This window comes from Shewanella decolorationis (assembly GCF_004354305.1).
Classification (GTDB): domain Bacteria; phylum Pseudomonadota; class Gammaproteobacteria; order Enterobacterales; family Shewanellaceae; genus Shewanella; species Shewanella decolorationis.
Window position 1 is genome coordinate 2,671,173 of record NZ_CP037898.1, and the last position, 25,676, is coordinate 2,696,848.

18 protein-coding genes, 4 tRNA genes, 1 other RNA gene and 1 pseudogene are annotated in these 25,676 nt (G+C 47.5%); 9 read left to right on the plus strand and 15 right to left on the minus strand.

Translation table 11 applies throughout. The annotated features are described in order from the left end of the window. Positions 1 to 95 precede the first annotated feature (95 nt). Together creD and EYR25_RS12160 are read right to left on the minus strand one after the other, a co-directional pair. Complete coding sequence (creD, locus tag EYR25_RS12155) at positions 96 to 1,571, minus strand: cell envelope integrity protein CreD (protein WP_133180370.1); 1,476 nt, start codon at positions 1,569 to 1,571, stop codon at positions 96 to 98. Positions 1,572 to 1,733: 162 nt separating this feature from the next. Next, positions 1,734 to 2,261: a hypothetical protein gene (locus EYR25_RS12160; RefSeq protein ID WP_133180372.1), complete on the minus strand. Its 528-nt coding sequence runs from the start codon at positions 2,259 to 2,261 to the stop codon at positions 1,734 to 1,736. 236 nt (positions 2,262 to 2,497) lie between these two features. On the opposite strand from EYR25_RS12160, the gene EYR25_RS12165 reads away from it, so the two are divergent. Beyond that, on the plus strand, positions 2,498 to 3,664 hold the full coding sequence (locus tag EYR25_RS12165) for a winged helix-turn-helix domain-containing protein (protein ID WP_133180374.1): 1,167 nt from the start codon (positions 2,498 to 2,500) through the stop codon (positions 3,662 to 3,664). Here the strand turns inward: EYR25_RS12165 and EYR25_RS12170 are convergent. The 6 genes from EYR25_RS12170 to EYR25_RS12195 all read right to left on the minus strand — a co-directional run bounded on the left by EYR25_RS12170 (position 3,661) and on the right by EYR25_RS12195 (position 9,697). Next, positions 3,661 to 4,026, minus strand: coding sequence for a hypothetical protein (locus tag EYR25_RS12170; RefSeq protein WP_133180376.1), 366 nt, complete (start codon positions 4,024 to 4,026; stop codon positions 3,661 to 3,663). The genes EYR25_RS12165 and EYR25_RS12170 overlap by 4 nt on opposite strands. A 59-nt stretch (positions 4,027 to 4,085) precedes the next feature. Beyond that, entirely contained in the window at positions 4,086 to 4,418 is a 333-nt protein-coding gene (locus EYR25_RS12175; protein WP_133180378.1) for a hypothetical protein, read from the minus strand. Positions 4,419 to 4,512: 94 nt separating this feature from the next. Continuing rightward, positions 4,513 to 4,767, minus strand: coding sequence for a ubiquinone biosynthesis accessory factor UbiK (gene ubiK, locus EYR25_RS12180; protein ID WP_011621181.1), 255 nt, complete (start codon positions 4,765 to 4,767; stop codon positions 4,513 to 4,515). Positions 4,768 to 4,883: 116 nt separating this feature from the next. After that, the gene (locus EYR25_RS12185) at positions 4,884 to 7,973 is read right to left on the minus strand and encodes a multidrug efflux RND transporter permease subunit (protein WP_133180380.1); all 3,090 of its coding nucleotides are present in this window, start codon (positions 7,971 to 7,973) and stop codon (positions 4,884 to 4,886) included. A 13-nt stretch (positions 7,974 to 7,986) separates the two neighbouring features. Then, positions 7,987 to 9,105: an efflux RND transporter periplasmic adaptor subunit gene (locus EYR25_RS12190; RefSeq protein WP_133180382.1), complete on the minus strand. Its 1,119-nt coding sequence runs from the start codon at positions 9,103 to 9,105 to the stop codon at positions 7,987 to 7,989. Positions 9,106 to 9,130: 25 nt separating this feature from the next. Continuing rightward, a complete protein-coding gene (locus EYR25_RS12195; RefSeq protein WP_023266068.1) occupies positions 9,131 to 9,697 on the minus strand; it encodes a TetR/AcrR family transcriptional regulator in 567 nt (188 codons plus the stop codon). A 443-nt stretch (positions 9,698 to 10,140) separates the two neighbouring features. On the opposite strand from EYR25_RS12195, the gene rep reads away from it, so the two are divergent. Beyond that, positions 10,141 to 12,156 carry a DNA helicase Rep gene (gene rep / locus EYR25_RS12200; RefSeq protein ID WP_133180385.1) on the plus strand — a complete coding sequence of 672 codons (2,016 nt, stop codon included), beginning with the start codon at positions 10,141 to 10,143 and terminating at the stop codon, positions 12,154 to 12,156. 29 nt (positions 12,157 to 12,185) lie between these two features. Here the strand turns inward: rep and EYR25_RS12205 are convergent, their stop codons facing one another. Beyond that, on the minus strand, positions 12,186 to 14,816 hold the full coding sequence (locus tag EYR25_RS12205) for a sensor domain-containing phosphodiesterase (protein ID WP_133182845.1): 2,631 nt from the start codon (positions 14,814 to 14,816) through the stop codon (positions 12,186 to 12,188). Positions 14,817 to 15,024: 208 nt separating this feature from the next. Between EYR25_RS12205 and EYR25_RS12210 the strand changes: the two genes are divergently transcribed. From EYR25_RS12210 to ffs, 6 genes and pseudogenes are all read left to right on the plus strand, one after another. Beyond that, positions 15,025 to 15,101: transfer RNA gene (locus EYR25_RS12210), tRNA-Arg, on the plus strand. A 52-nt stretch (positions 15,102 to 15,153) separates the two neighbouring features. Then, a tRNA-His gene (locus tag EYR25_RS12215) sits at positions 15,154 to 15,229 on the plus strand. 102 nt (positions 15,230 to 15,331) lie between these two features. After that, positions 15,332 to 15,408: transfer RNA gene (locus EYR25_RS12220), tRNA-Pro, on the plus strand. 53 nt (positions 15,409 to 15,461) lie between these two features. Further along, positions 15,462 to 15,538: transfer RNA gene (locus EYR25_RS12225), tRNA-Pro, on the plus strand. A gap of 263 nt (positions 15,539 to 15,801) precedes the next feature. After that, positions 15,802 to 17,184 (plus strand): annotated as a pseudogene (locus tag EYR25_RS12230) (IS4-like element ISUnCu8 family transposase). Between the two features lie 183 nt (positions 17,185 to 17,367). After that, an RNA gene (gene ffs, locus EYR25_RS12235) (signal recognition particle sRNA small type) lies at positions 17,368 to 17,465 on the plus strand. 154 nt (positions 17,466 to 17,619) lie between these two features. Here ffs and EYR25_RS12240 read toward each other — a convergent pair. The 6 genes from EYR25_RS12240 to dinG are packed head-to-tail and all read right to left on the minus strand — an operon-like array spanning position 17,620 to position 23,065. Continuing rightward, positions 17,620 to 17,907: a late competence development ComFB family protein gene (locus EYR25_RS12240; RefSeq protein ID WP_023265299.1), complete on the minus strand. Its 288-nt coding sequence runs from the start codon at positions 17,905 to 17,907 to the stop codon at positions 17,620 to 17,622. Positions 17,908 to 17,940: 33 nt separating this feature from the next. Further along, positions 17,941 to 18,843, minus strand: coding sequence for a histone deacetylase family protein (locus EYR25_RS12245; RefSeq protein WP_133180387.1), 903 nt, complete (start codon positions 18,841 to 18,843; stop codon positions 17,941 to 17,943). A gap of 5 nt (positions 18,844 to 18,848) precedes the next feature. Beyond that, positions 18,849 to 19,541: a DUF2057 domain-containing protein gene (locus EYR25_RS12250; RefSeq protein WP_023265301.1), complete on the minus strand. Its 693-nt coding sequence runs from the start codon at positions 19,539 to 19,541 to the stop codon at positions 18,849 to 18,851. A 9-nt stretch (positions 19,542 to 19,550) separates the two neighbouring features. Continuing rightward, complete coding sequence (locus EYR25_RS12255; RefSeq protein WP_207953653.1) at positions 19,551 to 20,219, minus strand: primosomal replication protein; 669 nt, start codon at positions 20,217 to 20,219, stop codon at positions 19,551 to 19,553. Beyond that, positions 20,210 to 20,983 carry a sulfite exporter TauE/SafE family protein gene (locus tag EYR25_RS12260; RefSeq protein WP_133180391.1) on the minus strand — a complete coding sequence of 258 codons (774 nt, stop codon included), beginning with the start codon at positions 20,981 to 20,983 and terminating at the stop codon, positions 20,210 to 20,212. The genes EYR25_RS12255 and EYR25_RS12260 overlap by 10 nt, the downstream gene beginning before the upstream one ends. Before the next feature lie 9 nt (positions 20,984 to 20,992). Beyond that, positions 20,993 to 23,065 carry an ATP-dependent DNA helicase DinG gene (gene dinG, locus EYR25_RS12265; RefSeq protein WP_023265304.1) on the minus strand — a complete coding sequence of 691 codons (2,073 nt, stop codon included), beginning with the start codon at positions 23,063 to 23,065 and terminating at the stop codon, positions 20,993 to 20,995. Between the two features lie 140 nt (positions 23,066 to 23,205). Between dinG and EYR25_RS12270 the strand changes: the two genes are divergently transcribed. Beyond that, the gene (locus EYR25_RS12270) at positions 23,206 to 25,638 is read left to right on the plus strand and encodes a DNA polymerase II (RefSeq protein WP_133182847.1); all 2,433 of its coding nucleotides are present in this window, start codon (positions 23,206 to 23,208) and stop codon (positions 25,636 to 25,638) included. Positions 25,639 to 25,676: the final 38 nt, after the last annotated feature.

Genomic DNA, 25,676 nt, shown 5'->3' on the forward strand with positions numbered 1-25,676 from the left:
GCATAGGCTACATGCCATACTTGGACTTGCCAATAAAAAAATCCCGACAGCAAAAAATGCGCTGTCGGGGGTCTTCAAGGGTGGAACCTTGGGTGCTATTGCACTGTGTCCTTGGGTTGATGACGGGTTATGAACATCAGAACCAGTAAAACCACTAATAACAATCCGGTGCCCATCAGCAGAGCGTAATCTTCTAGTTGCAGTATCGAGTACAGCACCGCATACAAGCTCACCAGCATAGTGCCGACAATTGCACCACGCTTAAGGCTGGCGGTGGCGCTGCCGACGTAGGCGGAGACCGACAGCACTGGAATACAGGCGGCGATTAGATACGCTTGCAGGAAGGCAAGGTGCTCCGAGAGTGACAGTAATAGCAGGTAGAACAGGGCCATGGCGCTGCCAACCAACATATATTGCACTGTGCTCAGGCTGGTCTTTTGACCCAGCTCGAAGATAAATAACATGATAAAAGTCAGTACGATAAATAGCAGACCGTATTTGACTGAGCGCTCAATCTTGCCGTAATGGGTCACAGGCTCAAACAGCATGGCATTGGCCACCACTTCCGTAAGTGTTGACTGGTTACTCTTAATAAACTCTTGCGGATAGTTACGGGTTAAGTGGCTGATATTCCAGCTGGCAGTAAATCCATTGGCGGTGATTTCACGCTCTGCTGGGAGCAAGCCCTTAAAACTCGGGTGCGGCCAGTCGGCATGGATATTCAGCAGGGTTTGTTCGCCTAATGGCAGGGCACTAATCGACTGAGATCCGCGCAGCGTCATCGCAAAGTTCACGCTAAAATCACTCGCTTCACCGACTTGAATCCCTTGGTTAAAGCCTTTCTCTAGGCCGCCAGTCGTCAAACCTGTGCCCGACATCAGTGAGCCAGAGAGTAAGACTGAATCGCCCGTCACCTCAATCTTTTCTACCTTATCAATTGCTTGATTCGATGATACCCCAAAGACTAAACGGGCATTTTGATTATCGAAGGCGATAAGGTTAGGAATGTCGTAACGGTTTAAGCGAAAGTCAGCTTGCCCCTTAAGCGCCGCGTTATACACCAGAGATTGATAAATGCCGCGGGTACGGAAATCATGTTTTAGGTCTAAATCGAGGCTGAGTTTTTTCGGCAGGATCACCAGCTCATCTTGATAGGTGCGCTTCACTTCGTGGCGGGTTTTGCCGTCGTTACTGACTTCTTCCTGCATCACAAAATAACTGTAGGGGATCACTAACGCTGGGCCGGAGAGGGTCTGCTGCTCGCCCCATGAGCGACCGATTTCATCGACCACACTGTTGTAAAGCATTTCGCGATCGGACGTCATATCCATAATGATCCCGAGCGGTAGCAAGGCCACAATCGACAGTATGCCAATGGTTAAGGCCTTTAATAGATTAGTGTTTTTTGCCGTTCCCTTTGCAGTGGTTGCTGCCCACGGCTCTTGTGTTGACATATCGGTTCCTTGATCACGATTGAGTTTTTTAAGGAGTGCGCGCGCCACTAAATAAATTGCGCCGCCAAACAGCGCCAAACTCAGTAACGTGAGCACCCAGAAAATAATGTTAAACATGGATTTCATTCCCTATGAAATACGCGCGAGTCGCCATTGCATACTGTTGGGCTAACTCGATATTACGGCGGGTATTAAAACAGATTTGCCCACGGGAGTTGCGGGCAAGTTGCTGATCAATAGTGGCAAAATTATGGCAATCGCCCTGATACGAGCTAAATTCTAGGTCTCTGCTCGGGGCTTTTTGCCAAATTTGGGGTGTTTGGCCTCAAAATCATCTTCCTTGCGGATATGTTTAAGTAGCGTTTCAAGACATTCCTTGAAGATTTCGGTTTCTTCCGAGTAGACGGCGGCATGGTGTGAGAACCATTGGTGTTTTTCACGCTCACGATTATTGGCGTCAGGCCAAATACGTAGCTCATATTCATCGCCAATCACGACAATCGCAAAGTCGACGGCGCCATTGGTAAAAGTAATGCATTGGGGTAGATATACGGGCTGCTCACCTTTGAATAGCTCGTACCAAATGGCTTCGTTACGCCAAGAGACTATGGGCAAAGGCGCTTTGATGGAGCAGCCAATGGAATGATGCTGGTTAAACAGGACGGCCTGAATATCCTCCATGGCAAAAGGTTGTAAATCGCCATTCTTTTCAGCGAGTGAGTACAGCATATTCATCAAAAATGGCAGCTTAGTGCCATTGCCAGTTTTGCGGCCGCAGAGTTTGGCTTCGCGGTAATAGATATTCATTCATCAATCCTTAATGACGGGCTAACCTTGGATGAGCGCGTTGTTCGTCTCAAGGTAAAGCGATAGCCCTTAGTGAGGAAATGGCTTATGTTAACTCAAGTTGCCCGTGAGCTGGCGAATTCGCGTTAAGTTTGCGAAATATCCGACAAAAGTGAGACAACCATCCCTTGGATAATAAGCCGATAATGGCATCAATTTGAGGTGGTTATTCAAGGTTATTGGCCTTTGGAGAGTGCATGTCGAGCCCTTTTTCACCCCGCGAGTGGTTACAGCTAAATATGCAACAGCAAGGTTTACTGCAGCCTCAGGCTTCAGTTAGCGAGCTGATTAGTCGCCTTGGTTATGTGCAAATCGACTCCATCAATGTGGTCGAACGGGCACATCACCATGTGTTACACAGCCGGATGCCGCAGTATCAAGCGCAGATGCTAGATACTGCGCTGGCGCAGGGGGAGATTTTTGAATATTGGTCCCATGCGGCGGCCTATCTGCCGATTGCCGACTATCGCTTTAGTTTGCAGCGTAAACAGCTGCTACAAAATGGCGGAAAACATTGGTTTGAGCCAGACGATAAGGTGATGCTGGAAGTGTGCGCCCGCATTCGCGCCGAAGGGCCACTCAAGGCTAGTGACTTTGAACATACCGAAGGTAAAAACGGCGCCTGGTGGGACTGGAAACCCGCCAAAAAGGCGCTAGAGCAGTTGTTTATGCGCGGCGAGCTAATGGTGGTGAGGCGGGAGAAATTTCAAAAGTGCTATGATTTGACGGAACGTGTGTTGCCTAGTCATATCAATACCCAAGCACCGAGCGAGAGCGAATTTGCCCGCCACTTGATTGAGCGTTATCTCGATGCCCATGCCTTTGGTTCAGCGGCACAAATCGCTTATCTGCGCAAAGGTATAAAAGCGCACGTGTCTGAGCAATTAGCCGCTATGCAGTCTCAGGGTGAGTTGGCAAGCTTTAAGGCCGAAGGGCAATGGTATTTTTATCGTCCCGAGCTGCACATAACCGCTGCGATGCCCAACCGAGTCTGGCTACTCAATCCCTTCGATAATCTATTAATTCAGCGGCAACGATTAAAGCAATGGTTTGATTTTGATTATCAAATTGAAGTCTATGTGCCCGCCGAAAAACGCCAATATGGCTATTACTCCCTCGCAATTTTGTGGCGTGACCGCTTTGTTGGCCGTGTTGATGTGAAAGCCGAGCGGCAAAGCGGTTTACTGCTATTACAACAGCTGACCTTAGAAACTGGATTCGATGGCATGGATGATGGCTTTTGTGCGGCATTTGAGGCGGCAGTCACTGAGTATGCGCGCTTTAATGGTTGCAGTCGCTGGAAACTGGTGAAGGCTAACCATAAGGCATTTAAACAAAAATACGCACGGCAGCAGAAGATCTAATCGGGAGCTTTGTTGTTATCTGAAGGCTTGTCTTTGGTTGGTACATCCATCCAGCGAAAGCACAGGTACAGCAGGGCCAAAAAGAACAGCGGCAGGGCGGCATAGCCTAAGGATAATGAACTCTTCTCCCCGCGCGCGAGCCAGTAGCAGGGAATGTACACTAAGGGATAAGCAAGGGTTCCCCACAGAAAACTCTTATTCATCAGTCGGTAAAACCAATGCACTTTAATCGTGGTTTGGCTGGCAAGTCCCATTAGGCTTGCGAGGACTACAAAAGGATAACTGAGCAGTGGCAGGCCGCCAAGGAGTAATAATCCCCAAAGGAGGTAGTCCTGATAGAAAGTGGTGCTTGTAGTATCCATTGTATTCTTCCCTGACGATTCGAATTCGAGCGCTTAAGTCTTGGCGCCCACAACTATTCTCACTCGGTAAGCCCTTGCTGCATTTTAAGCCAAAAGCCTTGTTGGCAGAGATTGCTAAAGGACTTTTGCTGCGGCGAAATCGCCATATCGGCCGTCACGACGCGATAACTCAGCCAATAATCGGCACAAACCGTGTCTGACTCATCAGCCTGTGTATCTTGCTCGCTTAATAGGCTGACCACAACCCCATTGTCGAAGTGATACAGGGTTAAGGATTCGCAAATTTCAGCATTATCGTCCCGATAACTGTGCTGCTCTTGGCTATGGCTTATCACAGAAACCGGGCTTGGATAGCCTTGAATGGCGCGGATATAGCTGGCGAGTTGTTGCATGATTTCCCTAAGTGACTCAATGCTTGAAGTGTTAAAAACAAAAAAGCACAGCTGCGCTATCGCTAACTGTGCTCTTTCAAACATGCATTATAAGTTAGTCCGCGGCGTTCAGCTTTTTCTCAAGCTCGTTAACTTGCGCCTGTAGGGCTTCTAACTTTTCGCGGGTTTTCAGTAGTACATGCTGCTGTACTTCAAATTCTTCACGGGAAACTAGATCTAACTTGAGCAATTGATTTTGCAGCACTTGCTTGCTGCGCTCTTCAAATTCGCCGGCAAATTGCTTCAGGCCGCTGGGCAGGCTATCGCTCAGTTGCTTCGCCATTTCTTCGATTTTCTTGGGGTTAATCATAATCTTGTCCGCCTCTTTACTGAATGGGTGGATTGTAACCTAGTACGTTGGCTTTCAAAAGAAAACCACCTAGCAAAACCTACGTCTTAAGGGACGTAGGTTTCACTTGGATGCGGTTAGCTGTTGTGGGCTAGCCCGCTGGTATCTTCGTCAAACACAGGTAAAGGTTCGTGTTTTTCAGCAAGATATGTATAAATTACTGGTAATACAAACAGGGTGAAAATGGTCCCAATCGATAAACCTGCGACAATTACAATACCAATATTAAAGCGTGCTACTGCGCCCGCACCGGAAGCAAACAATAGCGGTAATAGACCCGCAATCATCGCTGCCGTTGTCATCAAAATTGGGCGTAAGCGGATGGTTGCCGCCAGTTTAATCGCCTCAAGTTTAGACAGTCCGCGGTGGAGTTGTTCCTCTTTGGCCACTTCGCACATTAAGATCCCGTGTTTAGTGATAAGACCCACTAAGGTAATTAATCCTACCTGGGTGTAAATATTGATTTTGGCTAAGCCAAACACATGGGTCCACCCGAGTACAATCAAGGCGCCGCTAATTGCCAGAGGCACAGATACTAAGATGACTAATGGATCTTTAAGGCTTTCAAACTGGCTGGCGAGTACTAAGAAAATAATCGCAATCGCCAGCAAGAAGGTGGCATAAAGTGCAGAACCTTCAGTCACAAACTGGCGCGCTTCACCGAGGAAGTCGTAGCTATAACCTTTAGGTAGCTCGTTATCACCAATATTTTGCAAAAAGTTGATGGCATCACCAATGGCTACGCCTGGCGCGGCTACACCACCCACAGTCAAGGCATTCATTTGGTTAAAGTGCGGCAGTGAACGAGGCTCGGCCACCATTTCAATATCAACTAAGCTGGATAGTGGAATGGATTTACCATCGGCGGCTTTGACATAGTAATTAGCCAGCGATTCTGGGTTCGCCCGCAGTTTACGCTCTACCTGTGGGATCACTTCGTAGGAGCGACCATCCAAGTTAATGCGATTCACATAGCCATCACTCATCATAGTGGCGAGAGTGATCCCAATGTCTTGCATAGTAACACCATAGGTCCCTGCTAAATCACGCTTGATATGCAGTTTCATTGTGCCTGAATCAAATTTCAGGTTGATCTCTGAGTACACAAACAAGGGACTCTTTTGCACCTTTTCCAGTACGCCAGTACCGATTTGGAAGAGGCTAGCGAAGGAGTTTGATGTGGTAATCACAAACTGAATCGGTAAACCACTCGACGCCCCTGGCAGCTCAGGCATTTGGAACGTTGTAATCGCCATTCCAGGAATGTGTTTTACTTCTTTAGCAAAAAACTCCTGCATTTGTTTTTGGCTCTTATCCCGCTCACTCCAAGGCACTAATGGCGCAATCCCGAAGGCTTGGCTGGAGCTTGGTACGCCCACGAAGGCGAGTGACGCGGCGGATTCAGGCTGTGCCTTAATCATATCCGTGACTAAGCCCATATTGGCTTGAATGTAGTCCAAGTTGGCAGTTGAAGGTGCCGTGCCCATCATCATCACCACGCCTTTATCTTCGTTAGGCGCAAGTTCTGACGGGATAAACTTAAACAGTACTGGCAGTGAAGCGAACACGATAATCGCAAAGGCGACGATCACTGGACGATGTAACATCACCGCATCGAGCATGTTGCTGTAACGGCGAGTTAGACCGGTGAGGAAGTTTTCGACCCCCATTTCGAAGCGATTTGGCGTGGTATGGGGTTTAAGGATTTTGGCACACATCATGGGTGACAGTGTCAGTGCCACTATGCCCGAGATAAACACAGAACCTGCGAGCGTAAGGGCAAACTCCTTAAATAATGAGCCGGTGATCCCGCCCATTAGGGCAATCGGCGCATAAACCGCTGCGAGGGTAATGGTCATGGAGATCACTGGCACAGCGATTTCGCGGGTACCGATAATCGCGGCTCTAAAGGGCGACTCACCCAGCTTAATATGCCTGTCGACGTTTTCGACCACCACAATCGCATCGTCAACCACCAAACCAATGGCGAGCACCATGGCAAGCAGGGTCATGAGATTTAGCGTAAAACCAAACATCTGCATGATGATGGCAACCCCAATCAGCGAGAGCGGAATGGTTACAATGGGGATCACCACGGCGCGAAGCGAACCTAAGAATAGGGTGATCACCACGATAACAATAATCGCGGCTTCACCAATGGTTTTAACCACTTCTTTAATCGATTCATCAATTGCGAGTGAGGAGTCGTAGAGAATGCTCGAACCAATGGATGGCGGTAAGTTACGCTCGATTTCAGGTAATAGGGCGCGGGTATCTGCCGCGACGGTAAGCGGGTTAGCCGTTGGCGTGACATCAAGGCCGATGACCACGGCTTCTTTGCCATTGGCTAAGGCGCGGTAGATATCATGGCTCTTTTCGAGGCTGACATCGGCAATATCACCGAGACGAACGACTAAACCGTCTTTACTGCCGATCACTAAGCGTTTTAACTCTTCGATGGTGGCAACTTGAGTGTCTGCGGTACCGTTGAAAAGGGTGTAAACACTGTTGGTTTGACCCACAGCTGACTGGTAGTTGTTCGCCTGCAGTACTTGCATCACATCGCTGGATGAGAGGTTAAACGCCCCCATTCTGGCTGGATCGAGCCAAATACGCATGGCGTATTTGATACCACCGTATAAATTCACTTTAGCAACGCCGTCAATGGTAAAGAGCTGAGGTTTGACGACGCGCTCAAGGTAATCCGTTAGCTGGCTTGAGTTTATCTGGTCACTAAAAAATGAAATATAGAGCACAGAGGTTTGCGAGCCAGTGGACATTTCGACACTCGGATCTTCAGCCTCTTTGGGCAGTTGCGATCTGACCGAGTTCACCTTGGCGAGAATATCGGCCAAGGCGCCATTGGGATCGGTATTGAGCTTCATATACACAGAGATTTTCGAGGTGCCGAGGAAGCTCTCTGAGGTCATAAAGTCAACGTTATCGGCCTGCGCTAACGCTTGCTCTAACGGTTGAGTAATAAAACCTTGGATTAGATTTGCATCCGCACCGTAATAACTGGTCGATACCGTGACGACGGTATTCGTCATCTTTGGATATTCACGCACTTGCATGCTATTGAGGGCATTAAAGCCTAACAGCAGCAAGAGAAAGCTGATTGAGGCGGCGAGTACGGGTCGCCTAATAAAGATATCTGTAAAGCGCATTATCTTGCTCCTATTACAGCTTTGGCATAGTGTCGGAGTGGGTCAGGGCTTGGTCTTCAACCACTGTCACTTTACTGTTGTTACTGAGGCGAATTTGCCCCGAGGTGACAATGCGATCTCCCGCTTTTAACGCGCCACTCACTAGTGCGTTATTGCCGTTACGCTCTAATACCGTCAGGTTGATTTGCTCGACTCTAGCCAGTTTTTTACCGTTTTCCTCGACCTCTTTGATGAGGTAAATAGAGTTACCATAAAGGGTAAAGTTGATGGCCGTTTGTGGCAGTACAAACTGGTTATCGAGTTCAGGTAACAGGATGGAGACTCGGGCAAACATACCGCTACGCAGTTTGGCGTTATCGTTCGGAATGCGTGCTTGCACTTGGATCAGACCGCTTTGGTAAAATACGGCAGGTTCAATCGCGGCAATTTCACCTTCGAAGGGTTGCTCTGGATAAGAATCCACAAACACATGGATTTTTTGGCCTACAGCAATGCGAGGTAATTGGGTTTGCGGAATGGTAAAGCGGATTTTCATTGTGCTGATATCTTCAAGGCGCACAATATCGGTACCTGGCTGAAGGTATTCACCTAAGTTAATGTTACGAATCCCCACTAAACCACTGAAAGGCGCGCTGATTTCACGGCGCTCGATAGTGGCTTTTAAGCTTTCAATATCCGCCTGTAAGGCCAGATATTTAGATTCGCTATTATCTAAATCCTGTTTAGAGACTGACTTTTGCGTATAGAGTTTTGATAGGCGTTTAAAGTCGGCTTCAGCGGCGGGCAGTTGTACCATTTTGCTTTTAAGGTTGGCTCTTTCGACTTTGGCATCGAGTTCGGCCAGCAGTTGGCCCTTTTCCACACGGCTACCGTTTTCAAAATTAATGCTGGTGACGCGTCCTGCTAATTCGTTGGAGATGGTTACTCCTTGATGTGGCTCAACAAAACCAATCGCATCAATTGTAGGTTGCCATTTTTGCACATCTAACGTCATGGCTGTTACTGGGAACTCAGCTTCAGGCATATTGGCAATCGCCTCTGCGATTTTATTTTTTACCATCAGGTTAAAGCCGATCACTGAGCCAAAGGCAAGTACAGCGATCGCTAGCATACTTAGAGTCCATTTTTTCATGGTGCTAAAGATTCCTAAAGTTAAGTTAATTCGTCACAGAAATTGCCTGAAGGCAAAGCTCACATGCCTGCTGGATCTCTGTATCTGTACATTGCAAATGGCCGCGGCGTAGGCGTTTACCTATAGCAACAGCCGGCTCAAAGGCGATAGAAAATAACAAGGCATTATTCAATGGTTGGATGACGCCTTGATCTTTCGCCTGCTCAAATAGTTGATGTAGCTGCTGGAAAATCTCCCTTTCAAAGGCTTGATGCTCAGGCGCATCGACACCTGGAAGGTGGGAATACTGTGCAAAACTTAAATTGGCATGAGATTGCTCACGCCCCAGTGCCACTATGTTGAACCATAGACGGCGAAATTTTTGGTCAAAGCTGCCTTCATTAATGTTTTCAAGCAACTTGCTGGCAATTTGTTGTAATACGTCTTTACGCAGCTCAATGATCAAATCTTCTTTGTCTTTAAAGTAGCGATAAATCGTACCTGCGGCGACTCCGGCATCTGCGGCAAGCTTTTGCATTGAAAGATTATGTAATCCCTCTGTCGCAATAATTTTTTCGGCGGAGCGGAGTATTAAGTCGCGTTTATTATCCATTCAATTTCCAATATCTAAATGCATGAATGAACGTTCATTCATGCTGATTTTAATCGTTGAAATTGACCTTAGCAACAAGTTAGCTCAAAAAATGGCAAAAGTGTGATTTTGGAAAGTCCGCTTGTAATTAATTTTTCTGCTTGAGACTAATACCAATCGTATTAAATATCTGTTCATTCAGCGGGAGTTAAACGGGCTTTAGACAAGGCGAAGGCTGGCGCTCTGTCGAAAGCCTTAAACGCAGTATAAAGCCCGTTCAACCCCGCCCTGTGAGGCTCTGAACTGATTAGATATTTAATGTGATTGGTATTTAGGGCGTGGAATGAGATTTATCACTAGTTTCTTGTGCCTTCGCGATACACGGGGATTTGTTGGCCTTAAAACCTTCGCTTCTGCTATGATCCGATCCCCCTTCTGAAGACTTGTTTGGATATTGCGCGACGATGAAACTCAATCCTGCCCAAAATGATGCTGTTCATTATGTTTCGGGTCCCTGCTTAGTGTTAGCGGGCGCGGGCAGTGGCAAAACACGCGTAATTATCAACAAGATTGCCTACCTAGTGCAAAAGTGTGGCTACAATGCGCGCAATATCGCGGCGGTAACCTTTACCAACAAAGCCGCGCGCGAGATGAAGGAGCGTGTCGCACAGTCTATGGGGCGCAAAGAGGCTAGAGGGTTGTGGATTTCGACCTTCCACACACTCGGGCTTGAGATTGTAAAACGTGAGCATAAAGTGCTGGGATTAAAGCCAGGATTCTCGTTATTCGATGATCAAGACACGCTTGCGCTCCTCAAAGAACTGACTCAAAAAGAATTACAGGAAGATAAGGACCTACTCAAAGCCCTCGCGGGGGCGATTTCCAACTGGAAGGGGGGGCTGATTATTCCCGACCAGGCGCGCAAGCTGGCAAAGGATGAACAGCAACAGTTGTTTGCCATGTTGTATCAGCGTTATGCCCAGCATATGAAAGCCTACAACGCTTTGGATTTTGATGACTTAATTCTGCTACCAACCCTATTGCTAAGGCATCACGAAGAAGTGCGTACGCGCTGGCAAACCAAGATCCAATACCTGCTGGTGGACGAATATCAAGATACCAACACATCCCAGTATGAAATGGTTAAGTTACTGGTGGGCGAGCGCGCGCGTTTTACCGTGGTGGGGGACGATGACCAGTCCATCTATTCATGGCGCGGGGCTAAACCGCAGAACTTAGTGCTGTTGGGCAAAGACTTTCCCAAGCTTAAGCTGATTAAACTCGAACAGAATTATCGTTCTAGCCAGCGAATTTTGCGGGCGGCTAACATCCTTATCGCCAACAATCCCCATGTGTATGATAAGTCGTTATTTAGCGAACTGGCTTATGGTGAGCCGATGCGGGTGCTGTTTGCCGCCAATGAGGAGCAAGAAGCAGAGCGTGTCGTCGCCGAAATTATTCGCCACAAGTTTGTCGGTCGCACCCAATTTGGTGATTACGCGATTCTGTATCGGGGTAACCACCAGTCTCGCCTGCTTGAACGGGCATTGATGACTAACCGTATCCCTTACAAGTTAAGTGGCGGCACTTCGTTTTTTGCCCGTGCAGAGATTAAAGACATCATGGGCTACCTTAAATTGGTGGTAAATCCCGATGATGATAACGCCTTTTTGCGGGTGGTTAACTTACCTAAACGGGGTATAGGTCCATCCACCTTGGAGCGTTTGGGTAACTTTGCCAACGAGAAACACATCTCTATGTTCGAGGCGATTTTTGATCCTGAGCTGAATCATCATTTACCGCCTAATGCCATGTCGGCTTTGTATCAATTTGGTCGCTTTATTGTCGATACGGGTGAGCACGCTGAACGAGGCGAACCGGTTGAAGCCGTAAAACAGTTGATCCGTAAGATTAATTACGAAGACTATTTATACGAGACCAGTACCAGTGCTAAGGCCGCCGAGATGCGGATGAAAAATATCTCCGAGCTGTATCGCTGGGTGACGGAAATGCTCTCTGGGGATGAATTAGATGAACCTATGACCTTGCCGGAAGTGGTTAACCGCCTAACGCTTAGAGATATGATGGAGCGTAACAGCGAAGATGAAGGCGGCGATCAGGTGCAATTAATGACGCTGCATGCGTCTAAAGGGCTGGAATTCCCCTATGTGTTTATGGTGGGGGTTGAGGAGCGCATTCTGCCGCATCAAACCAGCATAGATGAAGATAACGTCGACGAAGAGCGTCGCCTGGCGTATGTGGGGATTACGCGCGCCCAGCGCGAGTTGTGGTTTACTCTTTGCCGTGAGCGTCGCCAGTTTGGTGAGACCATGCGCTGCGAGCCGAGCCGTTTTCTGCATGAGTTACCGCAGGATGATCTTATTTGGGAAAACCGCAAACCGCAGCAAACAGAGCAGGAGCGCATGCAGACTGGGCGCAGCCATATCTCGAATTTAAGGGATATGTTTAAAAAGCAGTAATCCTATGGTAAATCATATGATTACTGCCTTTAGGCACAAACCTGTTGTTCGATTTTCATCAATGGAAAAGGGTGAGCTAGGGCTCCCCCTTGGCCAAAACGGTAGCCTAAAGATTGGAAAATTTTCACTTGCTCGGTACTCTGAAGACCATCAACAAAGGTTTGTAAGTCTAAGGTTGAGGCCGCCTTTTGATAGGCTGACATCAGTTTTATATGTTGCTCATCCTGCAACTGTTTAGTGATGTTGGCATCGAGCTTTAAGCCCTTAATCGGTAAAAATAACAAGCTATTTAACGGACTGTGGCCGCTACCGTAGTGGCTAATCCCTAAATTCACGCCCAGTTTTTTCAATAACTCAAAGCCACTAATGTGATTTTCTGTCTCTTGTACTAAGGCTTTTTCATTAAAAAATAACCAAAGCTGTGGCATGACTAATTGGGTTTGTTTGAGGGTGTTTTTTAAACCACGGAGTACATGCTTATGTTTTAGGTGTTGGCTTGATAACATCAGATGTAAATCAATGGTTTCCCCGTGACTGACGTGTAGTTGATTTTGACTCTTATCTACCAAATTTATCAGATATTTATCTAGCTCAACCATGAGGTTTGCTTGTTCGGCTAATTTATTGAGAATATCCTGTGGAATCGTTCCCCACTGCGGGTGTTCCCAGATTAATCGACATTCAAGCGCTTGGGTTTTCAGTGTGTGTAAGTCGATAATAGGTAGAAAGCTCAACTGTAACTCGCCCGCGTGCAATGCCTGTTTAAAATCATTTTCGAAGGCAATATCCTGCATCTTTTGCTGGGAGGCGCTATCGTCGAAAATCACATAGCAGCCTTTGCCATTCGCCTTGGCTTGGTACATGGCTGTGTCGGCATTACGTAGCATGGACTCGCTGGTATCCAGCTTATTACCGCTAATGGTGATCCCAATACTGGCTCCTGAGTGGAATTCAACAGCGCCTAATTTGTAGGATTGTGAGATTTTTTGAATGACCCGTTCGGCCACATCACGGGCATCGTTGATACCGTTGATGGTATCAAGCAGGATTACAAACTCATCGCCACCGAGTCTTGCCAACGTATCGTTGCTACGGATGCAGCCGCGTAAGCGAGTTGCGGTCTCAATTAGGAATCTATCGCCCTCTAAATGACCCATAGTGTCGTTAATCTGCTTGAAGCGGTCGAGGTCGATAAACAGCAGAGCAAACTGCTCTAGGCTATGGCGCCGCACATGTTTGATAGCCTGATTGAGTCGCTCCATAAACATCGCACGATTTGGTAATCCTGTGAGCGCATCGTGCTTAGCATCATGGACAAGTTTGGCTTCCATATTGCGACGCTGGCGGATTTCTTTTTCAAGATCTTTATTCAGCTCGGCGAGGGCAGTGGTCCTCGCCGCGACTTTTTCTTCCAGATCCTCGTAGCTACGGCGTAATGATTCCGCAGCAAGCTTTTTCTCAATAGCAGCCCCAATATGCTGCGAGACAAAGGTCAATAACTCCAAATCTTTAGTTTGGTAGTTTTGGGTCATGCTAAAACTATAAATCGTCAGCGCGCCGCGGACTTCATCATGGATAAACAGAGGTATACCAATCCATTGATGCATTGTCTGAGTGTGATTTAAGGCTGGTGCCTTAGCATAAATCTCTTTCGAGGCAATCAAGCCATTAATGTCATTTTGATCCAAGAGCAATGGGCGCTTGTGTTTAAGCACATACTCCGTCAGCCCATCTTGTAGTGGCCTAGTTCCTGGGTGTTGGTTGCCTAATTGGGAAACATAAAATGGGAAGGTTAAATGTGTACCCGCTTCATTGAGCAGGGCGATATAACAGTTATTGGCTGGAATAAGATGGCGGATAACATTATGCAACTGAGCATAGAAATCAGGGTTATCAGAGCCAGAACTCGCCAGCTCGGCGATTTCAAATAATGATTTTTGCAGCCGCTCAGCTCTACGTCGCTCGTACACTTCTTGCTTGAGTTTATCGTAGGCTTGGCTGAGCTCCTTGGTACGTTGCTGAATGGCTTGTTCTAGTTGTTCTTGATGTTTAAGCCTTTCCATCACGCCGGCAATGTGGTGGCAAATAAAGGTCATTAACTCGACTTCGATATCGCCGTAACTGACATTGGTATCATAGGTTTGTACAACGAGAACCGCAGTGACCGTATCTTCATGTTTTATCGGCACCCCTAGCCAAAGGTGGCAGGGTGAACCTAGATTAAGTATCTCTCCAGCTTGAACAAGTTCATCTACTTTTGCTTCATTACACAGTAGGGTCTCACCAGTGCGGAATACATAACCAGTCAAACCTTGCTGCAACAGTGTTGATAGTGACTGCTCTGGATACAATTGAGAAGGATGGGCGTCTTTTTCATCGGCGAAGAAGGGAACAGAAATGACCCCCGTGGTGACATCCAGTGTTGCAATAAAAAAGTTATCGGCAGAGATCAGTTGCTTTAAGTGATGGTGTACACCTAAATAGAATTCTTCGAGGGACGGAACTTGCGTCGCGATATGGGATAATTCGAGTAACGCATTTTGAACTACTTCCGCACGCTTATACTTATTCGCCAAATATTTAAGGCGATTAAGTCTCTTTTTTAAGCGTTCAACCTCATGAGCTCGAGGTGGGGTAGTTTCATCTTCATCCCTAAACATGATACTCACTAATCAGTTCTGCGTTAATTGTTTACCAAACGTTATAATTAACATGAAATACCGTAACATCCAAGTCATATTTACGCTGTCATTCCGCTGAAAAAGCATGCTAATGTATCAAAACTTGAGCAGTCAGTAAAAAAAGTGCAAAACAGCTATAGACTCAAGGGCTATTTGTCCATACTATATGCGGCGCTAACCAAGGCGAGCGCCCATAGCTCAGCTGGATAGAGCGCACCCCTCCGGAGGGTGAGGCCGAAGGTTCGAATCCTTTTGGGCGCACCATCTCTCCGAATGAGTTGTGAGCTTGAGGTTAGCAGTAAAGTGAAATTCAGTGGTGATTGTAGCTCAGTTGGTAGAGTCCCGGATTGTGATTCCGGTTGTCGTGGGTTCGAGCCCCATCAGTCACCCCATTTCATTTAACATCTCGGTGATTAGCGCAGTCCGGTAGCGCATCCAGATTTTTGGATAAGAGCGGACCAGAGGGTTTTACTCTCTTTAGCTAAAGTAAATTTCGGTGATTAGCGCAGTCCGGTAGCGCATCTGGTTTGGGACCAGAGGGTCAGAGGTTCGAATCCTCTATCACCGACCACATTCTTCGCATAACTAGCGCGTTTGAATTTTCAAGCAAATAGTTAACAGTTACGGTGATTAGCGCAGTCCGGTAGCGCATCTGGTTTGGGACCAGAGGGTCAGAGGTTCGAATCCTCTATCACCGACCAATTACATTGAAGCCTCAGCATTCTTCGGAATATCTGGGGCTTTTTTGTATCTGTCTTTTAAACGCCTTGTTGTCTCGTCGTGATTGCGCAATGAGGTGTTGCGATACTTTATTCAATCTCCCCTTCAAATAATTAAGGCTCCCGAAGGCTGTCTCTCATACACAAATCCCTGAACAATGCTCAGGGATTTTTTTTGAACTCATTCCCCGCATTGTGATCAGATCGTCTAGGGCTAAATATTCGAGGCGATTATGATGAAGATGATGGATCCAGAGCAGTGGGCGCAATGTCAATTTGGGCACGCAAACCTCAACGACCCAAGACGTACACAAAGACTTGTTTCACTGGCTACCTCNATTANCCAACAACCCGGAGTTGCCGTGTCCAGACTTCCCTTATCCCCCGCTGAGATGGAAGGGGCCTACCGATTTATCCGCAATGAGAATATTCAAGCCAGTGATATTGCTGAAGCGGGTTTTCAAGCCACCGCGCAGCAAGCTCGAGAGCATGACATCTTGTTAGCACTAGAGGATACCACCTCGCTGACTTACAAGCATGACAGTGTCAGGGAGGAGTTAGGTCATACCAATCAAGGGGATAAAAACCGTGCCATTCTGGCGCATTCAATCTTGCTGTTTTCACCGCAAAGCCAGCAAGTCGTTGGGCTGATTGAGCAACAGCGTTGGACGCGGGATATCACTAAGCGCGGGCAACGCCGCCAACATGCTACTCGCCCTTACGAGGAAAAAGAGAGCTACAAATGGGAACAAGCCTCCGCCAATATGTCTGCCCGTTTAGGCGAGCATATCAACAAGGTGATTTCCGTCTGTGACCGTGAGGCTGATTTGTTTGAATATCTGACCTATAAAACCCAGCACCAACAGCGCTTTGTCGTCCGCTCGATGCAGAGCCGATGCATTCAAGAGCATGCACACAAACTCTATGACTACTCGAATACATTACCGCTTGCAGCGACGAAATCTCTCCTCATTCCTCAGAAAGGCGGAAGGAAAGCCCGGGCGGTGACGCTGGAAATGAGATATGCCCGAGTGACCCTCAAAGCTCCAGCCAACAAACGCACTCAGGCAGACATCCCTCTGTATTACGTCAGTGTCGTAGAGCAAAGTCATCGTGAAGAAAAACTGGCATGGCACTTACTCACCTCCGAACCTATCACATGCTCGAAGGAGGCACTGGAGGTTGTCGGCTATGACGAGCGCCGTTGGTTGATTGAAGATTACCACAAGGTATGGAAAAGCAGTGGCACCGCGGTGGAAGAGCTGAGAATGCAGTGCCGTGAGAATCTGGAGCGTATGAGTGTGATACTGGCTTTTATCGCCACACGCTGACTCCAGCTTCGCTTTATGAAGGTATCCAAAGCGGAAGTGGCAGCACAATGTTGTGAAACGCTATTGGGTCAGAAAGCGTGGAAATGACTTTGGTTGAAAATGGAGGGACGTCCGTTACCTCAACAGGCACCCGATATGCAGTGGGCGTACGAGCGTCTGGCCAGATTAGGGGGTTGGAAAGATACCAAGCGGACAGGTCGAGCTTGTGTAGAGGTATTGTGGGAAGGATGGTTTAGGTTACAAACCATCCTTGAGGGTTACGAATTGGCCATGTCTCTCAATCACGAAGACTTGTGATCAAGAGACAGGCATTAGCAGGCTTTTATCATTTTATAGGATTAGTTTGCCTATAGATTGCCCAGTTAAACTGGATATTTACCAAACGGACGGATTAGCACTTGATCCAATAGGAGCCATAGGGGATAATCCGCGTCGTTCAGTGCTCATCCCTTTGGTGATACACTCGAAGTTATGGTGACCCTAGGGTCCCCCCGCAATGATAACTTGTGAACTCGGCCAGGCCCGGAAGGGAGCAACCGCAGCAAGCGACTCGTGTGCCGGGGTGTCGGCTCTAGGGGAACCTCCAAATCTCCTCATTATGTTTTAATAATCTTTATCTTTAACCAAAAACATTTTCCGTAACAGCTTGAGCTTATGTAGTTAGCCAGTTCAGCTACATCATTCGTTAAAGCTTAAAGGCTAACCAATGACGTTATGCCATTAGTGCACGATTTAGTTGCCTGCATCTTCTTGCTGCATTCTTTTTTGTAGATTTTGTTTAAGAAAGGCGCGAGATTTCTCTAATGCGGCTTGGATTTCACGTTTTAGCTCTTGTAACTCATTGTAATCTTCGAAAAAATAGGTGTCGACAAGGTGGCGGATATATCGCACAGGCAGTTGATTAAGGGTCACACAGCAGAGATCGGCTAAATAATCCTCCGGCAATTCATCCATTAGGCCTTCATCGGATAACATTTCCATTAAGAGAACTTCGTAATAGTTACGGATTTCGAGTTGCATCGCTGTGCTCCATGATGATTTTTATTGAGTTTGCTACCACAAATGGTTGGCTGCAATAAAAAGTTGGCTATGTCTTTGGCTTAATTGTAGTGCGTCTCGGCTATAGCCGCCGCCAATTACTGCTGCAACAGGAATATTTGCTGCTTTTGCCATAGATAACACGGTTAAATCACGTTGATACAATCCCTGTTTGCTGATCATTAGGTGGCCTAAGTCGTCATCTTGGTGGATATCGACGCCAGCGTCATACAGTATGAGATCCGGCTGATGGAGGCGAATAAGCAGCTCGAGAGTCTGCTCGACGGTTTCCTGGTAAGCGCTATCATCCGAACCCTTAGTCAATTCAATATCATAGTGGGATTGCTGTTTGCGACTGGGGAAATTCTCTTTGCAGTGGATGGAGCAACTGATAATGCCTTGATGCCTGTGGCTAAGGGTAGCGGTGCCATCACCTTGGTGCACATCACAGTCAAAAATCAGCACTTTATGTAGCTGTTGCTCGGCCATCAGTTTGCGAGCGGCGATAATCAAGTCATTGAAAATACAGTAGCCACTGCCAAAGTCATAATAAGCATGGTGATAGCCGCCAGTTAAGTGAAGGGCGATACCCGTTTGTAGTGCCAAGCTTGCGGTCAAACTCGTCCCCGATACCGAATGCAAGGTGCGCTCAACCAAGGCTTCACTCCACGGAAAGCCGATGCGTCTTAAGGCCGCACTAGCTAAGCTGCCTTGGATAAATTGTTCGACATAATCTTGCTGATGCACCTGCATAACATCTTCAGCCGTCATCGGTGAGGGAGTATGGAATTGAGCTGGTACAGCCAGTTGATTATCGAGCAGATACTGGTAAAGACGCGCGTATTTTGTAGTGGGAAAGCGGTGGTGGGAGGGTAACGCCAGCTTGGAGTAGCTGGCGTGATAAACCAATGGGATCATCTTAATTAGAGTTGAGAAATCGCCCAGCTCATAAATTCTTTACGTGTTTTCTCATCGGCCTGCAACCACCAGTATTGCAACATTTGCTGTGGATTCGCACCAGCTGCTTTCGATGTATCAACTGGAGCGGTTAATGAGGTAGCGTTAACGGCTGCCTGCGCCGAAGTAGGAGCTGGCGTGGCAACCACTGCTGCTGTACCTGCAGCGCCCGTTGCTGCAGCTGCAGTTCCTGAGACGTCTACCGCTTGATTACCGCTAAAGAGACGGGAGACAAAGCTCTCTTCTTCAATATTGGTGTTTGTCACTTGATAATTTACCTGACCTTTATCTGCGCGGGTTAACACAACTTGAGGATTTTGAGCGAAGGTTTTAGGCTTTTTAACGACCTTGCCCTCTGCGGCTTGCAAATAATATTGATGATCGCCGTCCACTTCTAAGGTCACGATAAAAGGCGATGACTTAACGAAGGTTTGGCTGTCACTGAAATCGTCTTCAACCATCTCATGGTAACGGATGGCGATTTTGTGAGTGCCGGGTGCCAACTCTAAGCTGCTTTTGTGGTTGAATACGCTGGACTCGACTTTTTTGCCATCGAGGGCAAGGTATTCGAAGGACATAGGGATATTCAGATCTGCGGCAAAGGCTGAGGCAGAGCCGAGTAACACTAGCAGGCTGCTGATTGGCAAAAGTGATTTCATTGTTGCTCCTTAACGATTATGGCTCTGATGCGGACGTTCGAATGCTTGAATGCGATCTTCAATATAACTGATGGCTTGCCTGCATTTACCCAAACGACGATGCATCAAAAGGATGTCATTTTGCAAACGGATTTTGTCAGCACTATGACAGTTTTCAAGTTTTGACTCCATTTCTGCAATTTTTTGTTCAAATTTCTTCGCCCAATTCAGATGCTTGTTCAATTCGGCATAGATTTCGTGGCTATTTTGTAACACATTGCTGGCAATCCAAGCAAACCCGCTGGCTTGGTGCGACTGATTCTGCTGTTGGGCAAAGCGTGCGCGTTTACTGGCACGTTGTTGATTTTTAGACTTTATATCGATTGATGTCGTCAGTAACGCCCGTTTAACTGCGGTAAAACGATCTTGAATACGTTCACAACTTAAGGCGATGGTTTGCGGCGCCAATTTCAGGGCGATCTGCTTCTCTAACTGACCGATACTATTACGTATTTGTTCAATACAAGGCATCAGCTGAGCGCCATTTTGAATAAACAGCGATTGATTAAAGCGCTCAATATCTTGCAGGAGTTTGCGCTGGCTCGGCGCAAGATGACTGTCGTGTTGCAGCACTTCTTGCTCAAGGGTTGTTAGCTGATTTTTCAACGTGCTGATTAGCTGCGAAGTGTTCAAAACCATGCGCTCCACGCCAGATTAGCGGCAATTGACAGGACAATTAATATAAACAACGGCCGAATAAAAGGCATGCCAAATTTTATCGCGCAGCGGGCACCGATAAAGGAGCCGAGCATCATAGATAACCCCATCCACAGACCGATTTGCCAATGGACTTGCCCTAGAAAGCCAAAAATCGCCAGCGCCGTCAAGTTGCTAGTAAAGGTCATCGCTCTCGCGAGTGCACAACTGTGTAAAAGAGGCAATTTATATAATGAACCTGAACTCACGGTCCAAAAGGCACCAATGCCGGGGCCTGCAAAACCATCGTATATGCCTAATAATAAACCCTGTAGGCTTTGTTTTAGTTTAGGTTGGGCTTTTGTTGGTGCCTGACAATCGGTATCCGAGATAGCATTTGGGCTCAGCAAGCTGTAAATCGCGATGCCAATAATGAGCAGCGGCAAGGCTTTTTCGAGCCACTGAGCATTTAACAGGTACACCAACACACTGCCGAGTACCGCGCCAATAAAGGTGGCGATAAACGCCATATACCAAAAATTGGGTCTGAGCAGATGTTGGCGATAATAGGTCCAAGCCGCCATGGACGAGCCAAAACTGGCGGCAAATTTATTGGTACCTAAGGCGGTGTGGGGTGGGATCCCGAGGGTGAGCAGGGCTGGAATAGAGAGCAGGCCTCCACCACCGACCACGGCATCGATAAAACCTGCAATTAAGCCAATGACAGCCAACAGGGCCCAATTACTGGGCTCGAGTAATAACTCCAAATCTTAATCCTACTCAATGACTCGTCTAAAGGGGGGCAGTGCGTCTAGCAAGGATTTGCCGTAACGTTTGGTCACTAATCGTCTATCGAGGATAGTGACTCGGCCATAATCCTGCTCTTTACGCAGTAATCTACCACAACTTTGGATAAGCTTTCGCGATGCATCTGGAATGGTAAGTTGTAGAAACGGATTTCCGCCCTTTATTTTCACATACTCGGCATGGGCTTGCTCGACGGGTGAGGTTGGCACGGCAAAGGGCAGTTTAGTGACAATGAGGTTGGTGAGGTAATCCCCAGGTAAGTCTAGGCCTTCAGAAAAACTGCCGGTACCGAACAAGATACTCGGCTCACCTTTGTCGCACTTGGCTTTGTGGGTCTCAAGTAATTGCTGGCGCGGTGCATTACCTTGAATAAGAATTTCCTGCGTGAGCTTGCCCTCGAGCAGCTCAGCCACTTTCTCCATTTGCCAGTAAGAAGCAAACAACACTAAGGTGGCCATTTCGCCTTCAATCAGTTCCAAAATGTGTTCGGCAAGCTCAGCGGTATAGGCATCATCCGTCGGCTCGGTTTTCATCTTAGGTAAGTAGAGCGTGGCGTTATTCGGATAATCGAAGGGGGATTGCAGGGCGAGATAACGACTGCCGTCCTTTACCGATAATCCCACCTGATGGGCGAAATGGTCGAAGTTATTCAGCGCCCGCAGCGTTGCGCTGCATAATACGACGCCAGCCGCCTTTTGCCACAGCATAGACTCGAGCATAAACCCAACTTCAATCGGCGAGGCGCTAAACAGGTAATCGACCTGTTTGCCCGTGAGTAATTCAATCCAGCGGGCGAGGGGCGCGCCTTTAGTGGAATCTTCCTTGGCCATCATTTTCCAGAGCTTTTGCAGGTTTTCGAGTCGCTGCAACATAAAGCCCATTTCGGCCTGTAGCGCTTCTGCTTGATGCTTAGGAATATCGCCATCTTTTATCGCCTCGGCCAGCAATAATTGCATCTTGTTAAATTGCTTGAGGGCAAGATTAGAGGTGGCCGCGAGATTTTCGGCTGGGATTTTTAGTGCATCGGGCAATTTACCGTGTTCGAACCGATAGCGGCTCTCGGGATTGGCAAACTGTTTGGTTTGAGTGTCACAAAAGTGGGCGACTTGATTGAGCTGAGCGATTAAGTCACCGATATGATCCTGCATCGCCTGTGCTGGGGCGATAATATTGTTACTCTTTATCTGATTTTGTAACTTGGCGCTGGTCTTACCGACTTTTTCGAGCCAGTCGGCAGCGCCTCTAAGTGTTGCCTGTGCGCTAGAAAAGTCCCGGGCAACGATAGGTAAGTGATGGGCTTCGTCAATGACGTAAAATACGTCTTCGGGATCGGGTAAAATCACCCCACCACCGAGCTCTAAGTCTGCAAACAGCAAACTGTGGTTGGCGATCAGTACATCCCAGGTATCCACGTCCTCGCGGGCCTTGTGAAACGGGCAATTTCGATGACTGGCGAGTTGCCGATGACAACTATGTTTATCGCAGGCGATTTGCTGCCAGAGATGGTCTGGTATCGGTGTCGATAGCGTATCGATTTCACCGTTCCAGCGGCCTTCATTAAAGTCGCTGAGTAGCTCCTGCAGCATGGCAATTTGGCTGTTATCCGGCTTTGTTTGCCACATGGCCATTTGGGTACTGTTATCATCGCCGATCAGCATGGCAAGCTTGGATAAACAGACATAACGCTGGCGCCCTTTGACCAGACCGAAGCGAAAGTTTAGTCCTGATTGTTCGAGAAAAAACGGTAAGTCTTTGTGCAGTAACTGCTCCTGCAGCGCCACGGTTGCCGTAGCGATACAGACCTTTTTCTTACTCGCGAGTGCAAGCGGGATCGTGCCCAAAATATAAGACAATGATTTACCAATCCCCGTACCCGCTTCGACCACTATGATGCGTCTATCTTTGTCATAGTCGCCAGCTAGGGTCTTAGAGATTTCTGCCACCATAAAATTTTGCTCGCGGCGTGGCCTAAAATTAGGCAAAGAGGCGGCAATATCTTTATAGATAGCGCGGATCTGGTTTTTTACGTTGTCAGGTAACATGCGGCACTACTTTATCGAATTAATGCTGTACATAATAACAGTGATTGCATAGCCTAAGAAACTTTTCTGCCATTTTATGGCAATTTTATTCTGTGTCCCGAGAATCAATAAACAGCGAGAGCCTTAGAGTGAAACCGCAGTTGAATCCCCCCGAGAGTCTTGCACATGATACGGCTGCGCCTGTGAGTGTACAGGGACGCGTCCTCACACGCCATGCTATTACGCGCGGTGCAACGCTTGTGCTGCAGTATTATCTCGCCACCGTTTCAGGCCCTGTACTGGTGGAGTTACCTGACTCTGAGTACATTTGTTTTTGTCATCAAAGCGATATGGCGGCATTGCAGTTACAAACGCCGGGGCTGGCGCTGCGCTTTGTACCGCTTACGCTTAAAAGCTTTAAAAGACAATCCGTGGCGGCAATATATGCTCCATCGAGTAGTGTGTTTCGTCACTTGCAGCGGATAGCGACGGATGCGGGGATTCCCTTATTTGAGGCGGATATCCGTCCCGAGCAGCGTTTTTTAATCGAGCGTTTTGTGGCGCTCGATGTGGCATTTTTAGGGCATTTTGTCGGCAAAGTAGGCATAGATGGACAGTTACCTGTTTTTAGCGCCATACGGGCCAAAGCGGTTGCGCCGCAGCCAACAATTAAACTGCGCTCAATCTCCCTCGATTTTGAATGCAGTTTTGACGGTTTACTCTATTCCGTGGCCCTTTATGGACGCGATGTGCAATCTCAGCCCTATGAAAAAGTCATTATGGTGGGCGAGGCGCTGCCAGATGCTGCAATCTATATCGAATGGGTGAACGATGAGGCAGCGCTTATCCATCGTCTCATCGCTTGGTTTACTGAGTTTGATCCCGATGTGATCATTGGTTGGTCGGTGGTGACCTTTGATTTGGCCTTGTTATATCGGCGTGCGTTACTGCACCGGATCCCGCTGCGTATCGGTCGAGGTGGCGCGCTCCTTGAGTGGAAGGTGGAGAATAAATTTCGGCCAGAAACCTTAAGTTTGCCTGGGCGAGTGGTGCTCGATGGTATCGATTGGTTAAAGGCAGCCTTTTATCAATTCGAGCGTTACTCTTTGGAATTTGTCGCTCGAGCTTTACTGGGAGAAGGCAAAGCGATTCATGATGTGGAAAATCGAGCCCAAGAGATTGATGCGCTATTTGCCGAAAACAAACAAGGGCTTGCTCACTATAATCTGACCGATAGTCGCTTAGTGTGGGATATTTTTGAACATACTCAATTGTGGGATTTTGCCCTCGCTCGCGCCGAGTTAACGGGGTTAGAACTTGGGCGCGTAGGCGCCTCGGTCGCTGCATTCAACCACTTGTATCTACCGCATTTACATAGAGCGGGTTTCATCGCGCCTGCTGAGCCTGCCAGTCAAGGGATTGAAAGCCCTGGCGGTTATGTAATGGATTCTGTCCCTGGTTTTTATCAGCATATTTTAGTGTTTGACTTTAAAAGCCTTTATCCATCGATTATCCGAACTTTTTTAATTGATCCAAAAGGGTTAATTGAAGGTTTAGATAATGAGGATGGATCTGCATTAACTGAGCCTGAAACTGTTCCGGGTTTTTTGGGCGCGCGTTTTAATCGGCATCAACCTATTCTGCCCAAACTCATCCAAAATCTATCAGAGCAACGTGAAAAAGCTAAGCGGGAGGCGAATGCACCTTTATCGCAAGCGATTAAAATCATTATGAATTCGCTCTATGGGGTTTTAGGCTCCCAAGGCTGTGTGTTCCACGATGCGAAACTGGCAAGCTCCATCACCATGCGCGGTCATCAAATTATGAAACAAACCCGCGCGTGGATTGAGGAGATGGGCTACCAAGTCATTTATGGGGATACGGACTCCACCTTCGTCTATTTAGGCCCAGAACCCGATCTCAGTGATATTAATGCCTTAGGTAAGCAGATTGCCGCGCGAATGAATCAGCAATGGCAAAGTAAAATTGCGCAGGAGTTTCAGCTAGAAAGTTTTCTCGAGCTGCAATTTGAGCGCCACTACGAACAGTTTTTTATGCCGACCCTGCGCGGCTCGGAAGAGGGGAGTAAGAAGCGCTATGTTGGAGCGTGGCGTAACCATAGCGGAGCGTTAGAAATCACTTTTAAGGGAATGGAGCAAGTTCGTAGCGATTGGAGCCCCTTAGCCCGTAAGGTGCAGGCTGAACTCTATGAGCGCATGTTTAACCAACGGGATATTAGTGGTTATTTGGCTGATGTTATCGGCGAACTTCAAGCGGGCAAGCGCGATGATGAGTTAGTGTTTAGTAAACGTATGCGCCGAAATTTAGACGAATACACGGCTAAGTCTTCTCCCCATGTGAAAGTCGCGCGCCAGCTTTGTGAGTTAACAGGAAAGTCATCCTTTGGCAAGCGAGGGGCGCAGATTGATTATGTAATTACTGTAAACGGTCCTGAACCTGTTTCGCATAGATCGTCTACAATTGATTATCAGTACTACATAGATAAGCAAATAGGCTCTATTGCAGAGCCTGTTTTTTCAATAATGAAACTAAATTACACCAGCATTACGTCGAATCAGTTATTGTTAATTTAGTGTTTGCATTGTGGTTTTTATGTTTTATTTGCGGTTGT

Coding starts and splice junctions, on each gene's coding strand:
- creD (WP_133180370.1), bottom strand. CDS start 1,571: ATGTTTAACATTATTTTCTGGGTGCTCACGTTACTGAGTTTGGCGCTG.
- EYR25_RS12160 (WP_133180372.1), bottom strand. CDS start 2,261: ATGAATATCTATTACCGCGAAGCCAAACTCTGCGGCCGCAAAACTGGC.
- EYR25_RS12165 (WP_133180374.1), top strand. CDS start 2,498: ATGTCGAGCCCTTTTTCACCCCGCGAGTGGTTACAGCTAAATATGCAA.
- EYR25_RS12170 (WP_133180376.1), bottom strand. CDS start 4,026: ATGGATACTACAAGCACCACTTTCTATCAGGACTACCTCCTTTGGGGA.
- EYR25_RS12175 (WP_133180378.1), bottom strand. CDS start 4,418: ATGCAACAACTCGCCAGCTATATCCGCGCCATTCAAGGCTATCCAAGC.
- ubiK (WP_011621181.1), bottom strand. CDS start 4,767: ATGATTAACCCCAAGAAAATCGAAGAAATGGCGAAGCAACTGAGCGAT.
- EYR25_RS12185 (WP_133180380.1), bottom strand. CDS start 7,973: ATGCGCTTTACAGATATCTTTATTAGGCGACCCGTACTCGCCGCCTCA.
- EYR25_RS12190 (WP_133180382.1), bottom strand. CDS start 9,105: ATGAAAAAATGGACTCTAAGTATGCTAGCGATCGCTGTACTTGCCTTT.
- EYR25_RS12195 (WP_023266068.1), bottom strand. CDS start 9,697: ATGGATAATAAACGCGACTTAATACTCCGCTCCGCCGAAAAAATTATT.
- rep (WP_133180385.1), top strand. CDS start 10,141: ATGAAACTCAATCCTGCCCAAAATGATGCTGTTCATTATGTTTCGGGT.
- EYR25_RS12205 (WP_133182845.1), bottom strand. CDS start 14,816: ATGTTTAGGGATGAAGATGAAACTACCCCACCTCGAGCTCATGAGGTT.
- EYR25_RS12240 (WP_023265299.1), bottom strand. CDS start 17,907: ATGCAACTCGAAATCCGTAACTATTACGAAGTTCTCTTAATGGAAATG.
- EYR25_RS12245 (WP_133180387.1), bottom strand. CDS start 18,843: ATGATCCCATTGGTTTATCACGCCAGCTACTCCAAGCTGGCGTTACCC.
- EYR25_RS12250 (WP_023265301.1), bottom strand. CDS start 19,541: ATGAAATCACTTTTGCCAATCAGCAGCCTGCTAGTGTTACTCGGCTCT.
- EYR25_RS12255 (WP_207953653.1), bottom strand. CDS start 20,219: ATGGTTTTGAACACTTCGCAGCTAATCAGCACGTTGAAAAATCAGCTA.
- dinG (WP_023265304.1), bottom strand. CDS start 23,065: ATGTTACCTGACAACGTAAAAAACCAGATCCGCGCTATCTATAAAGAT.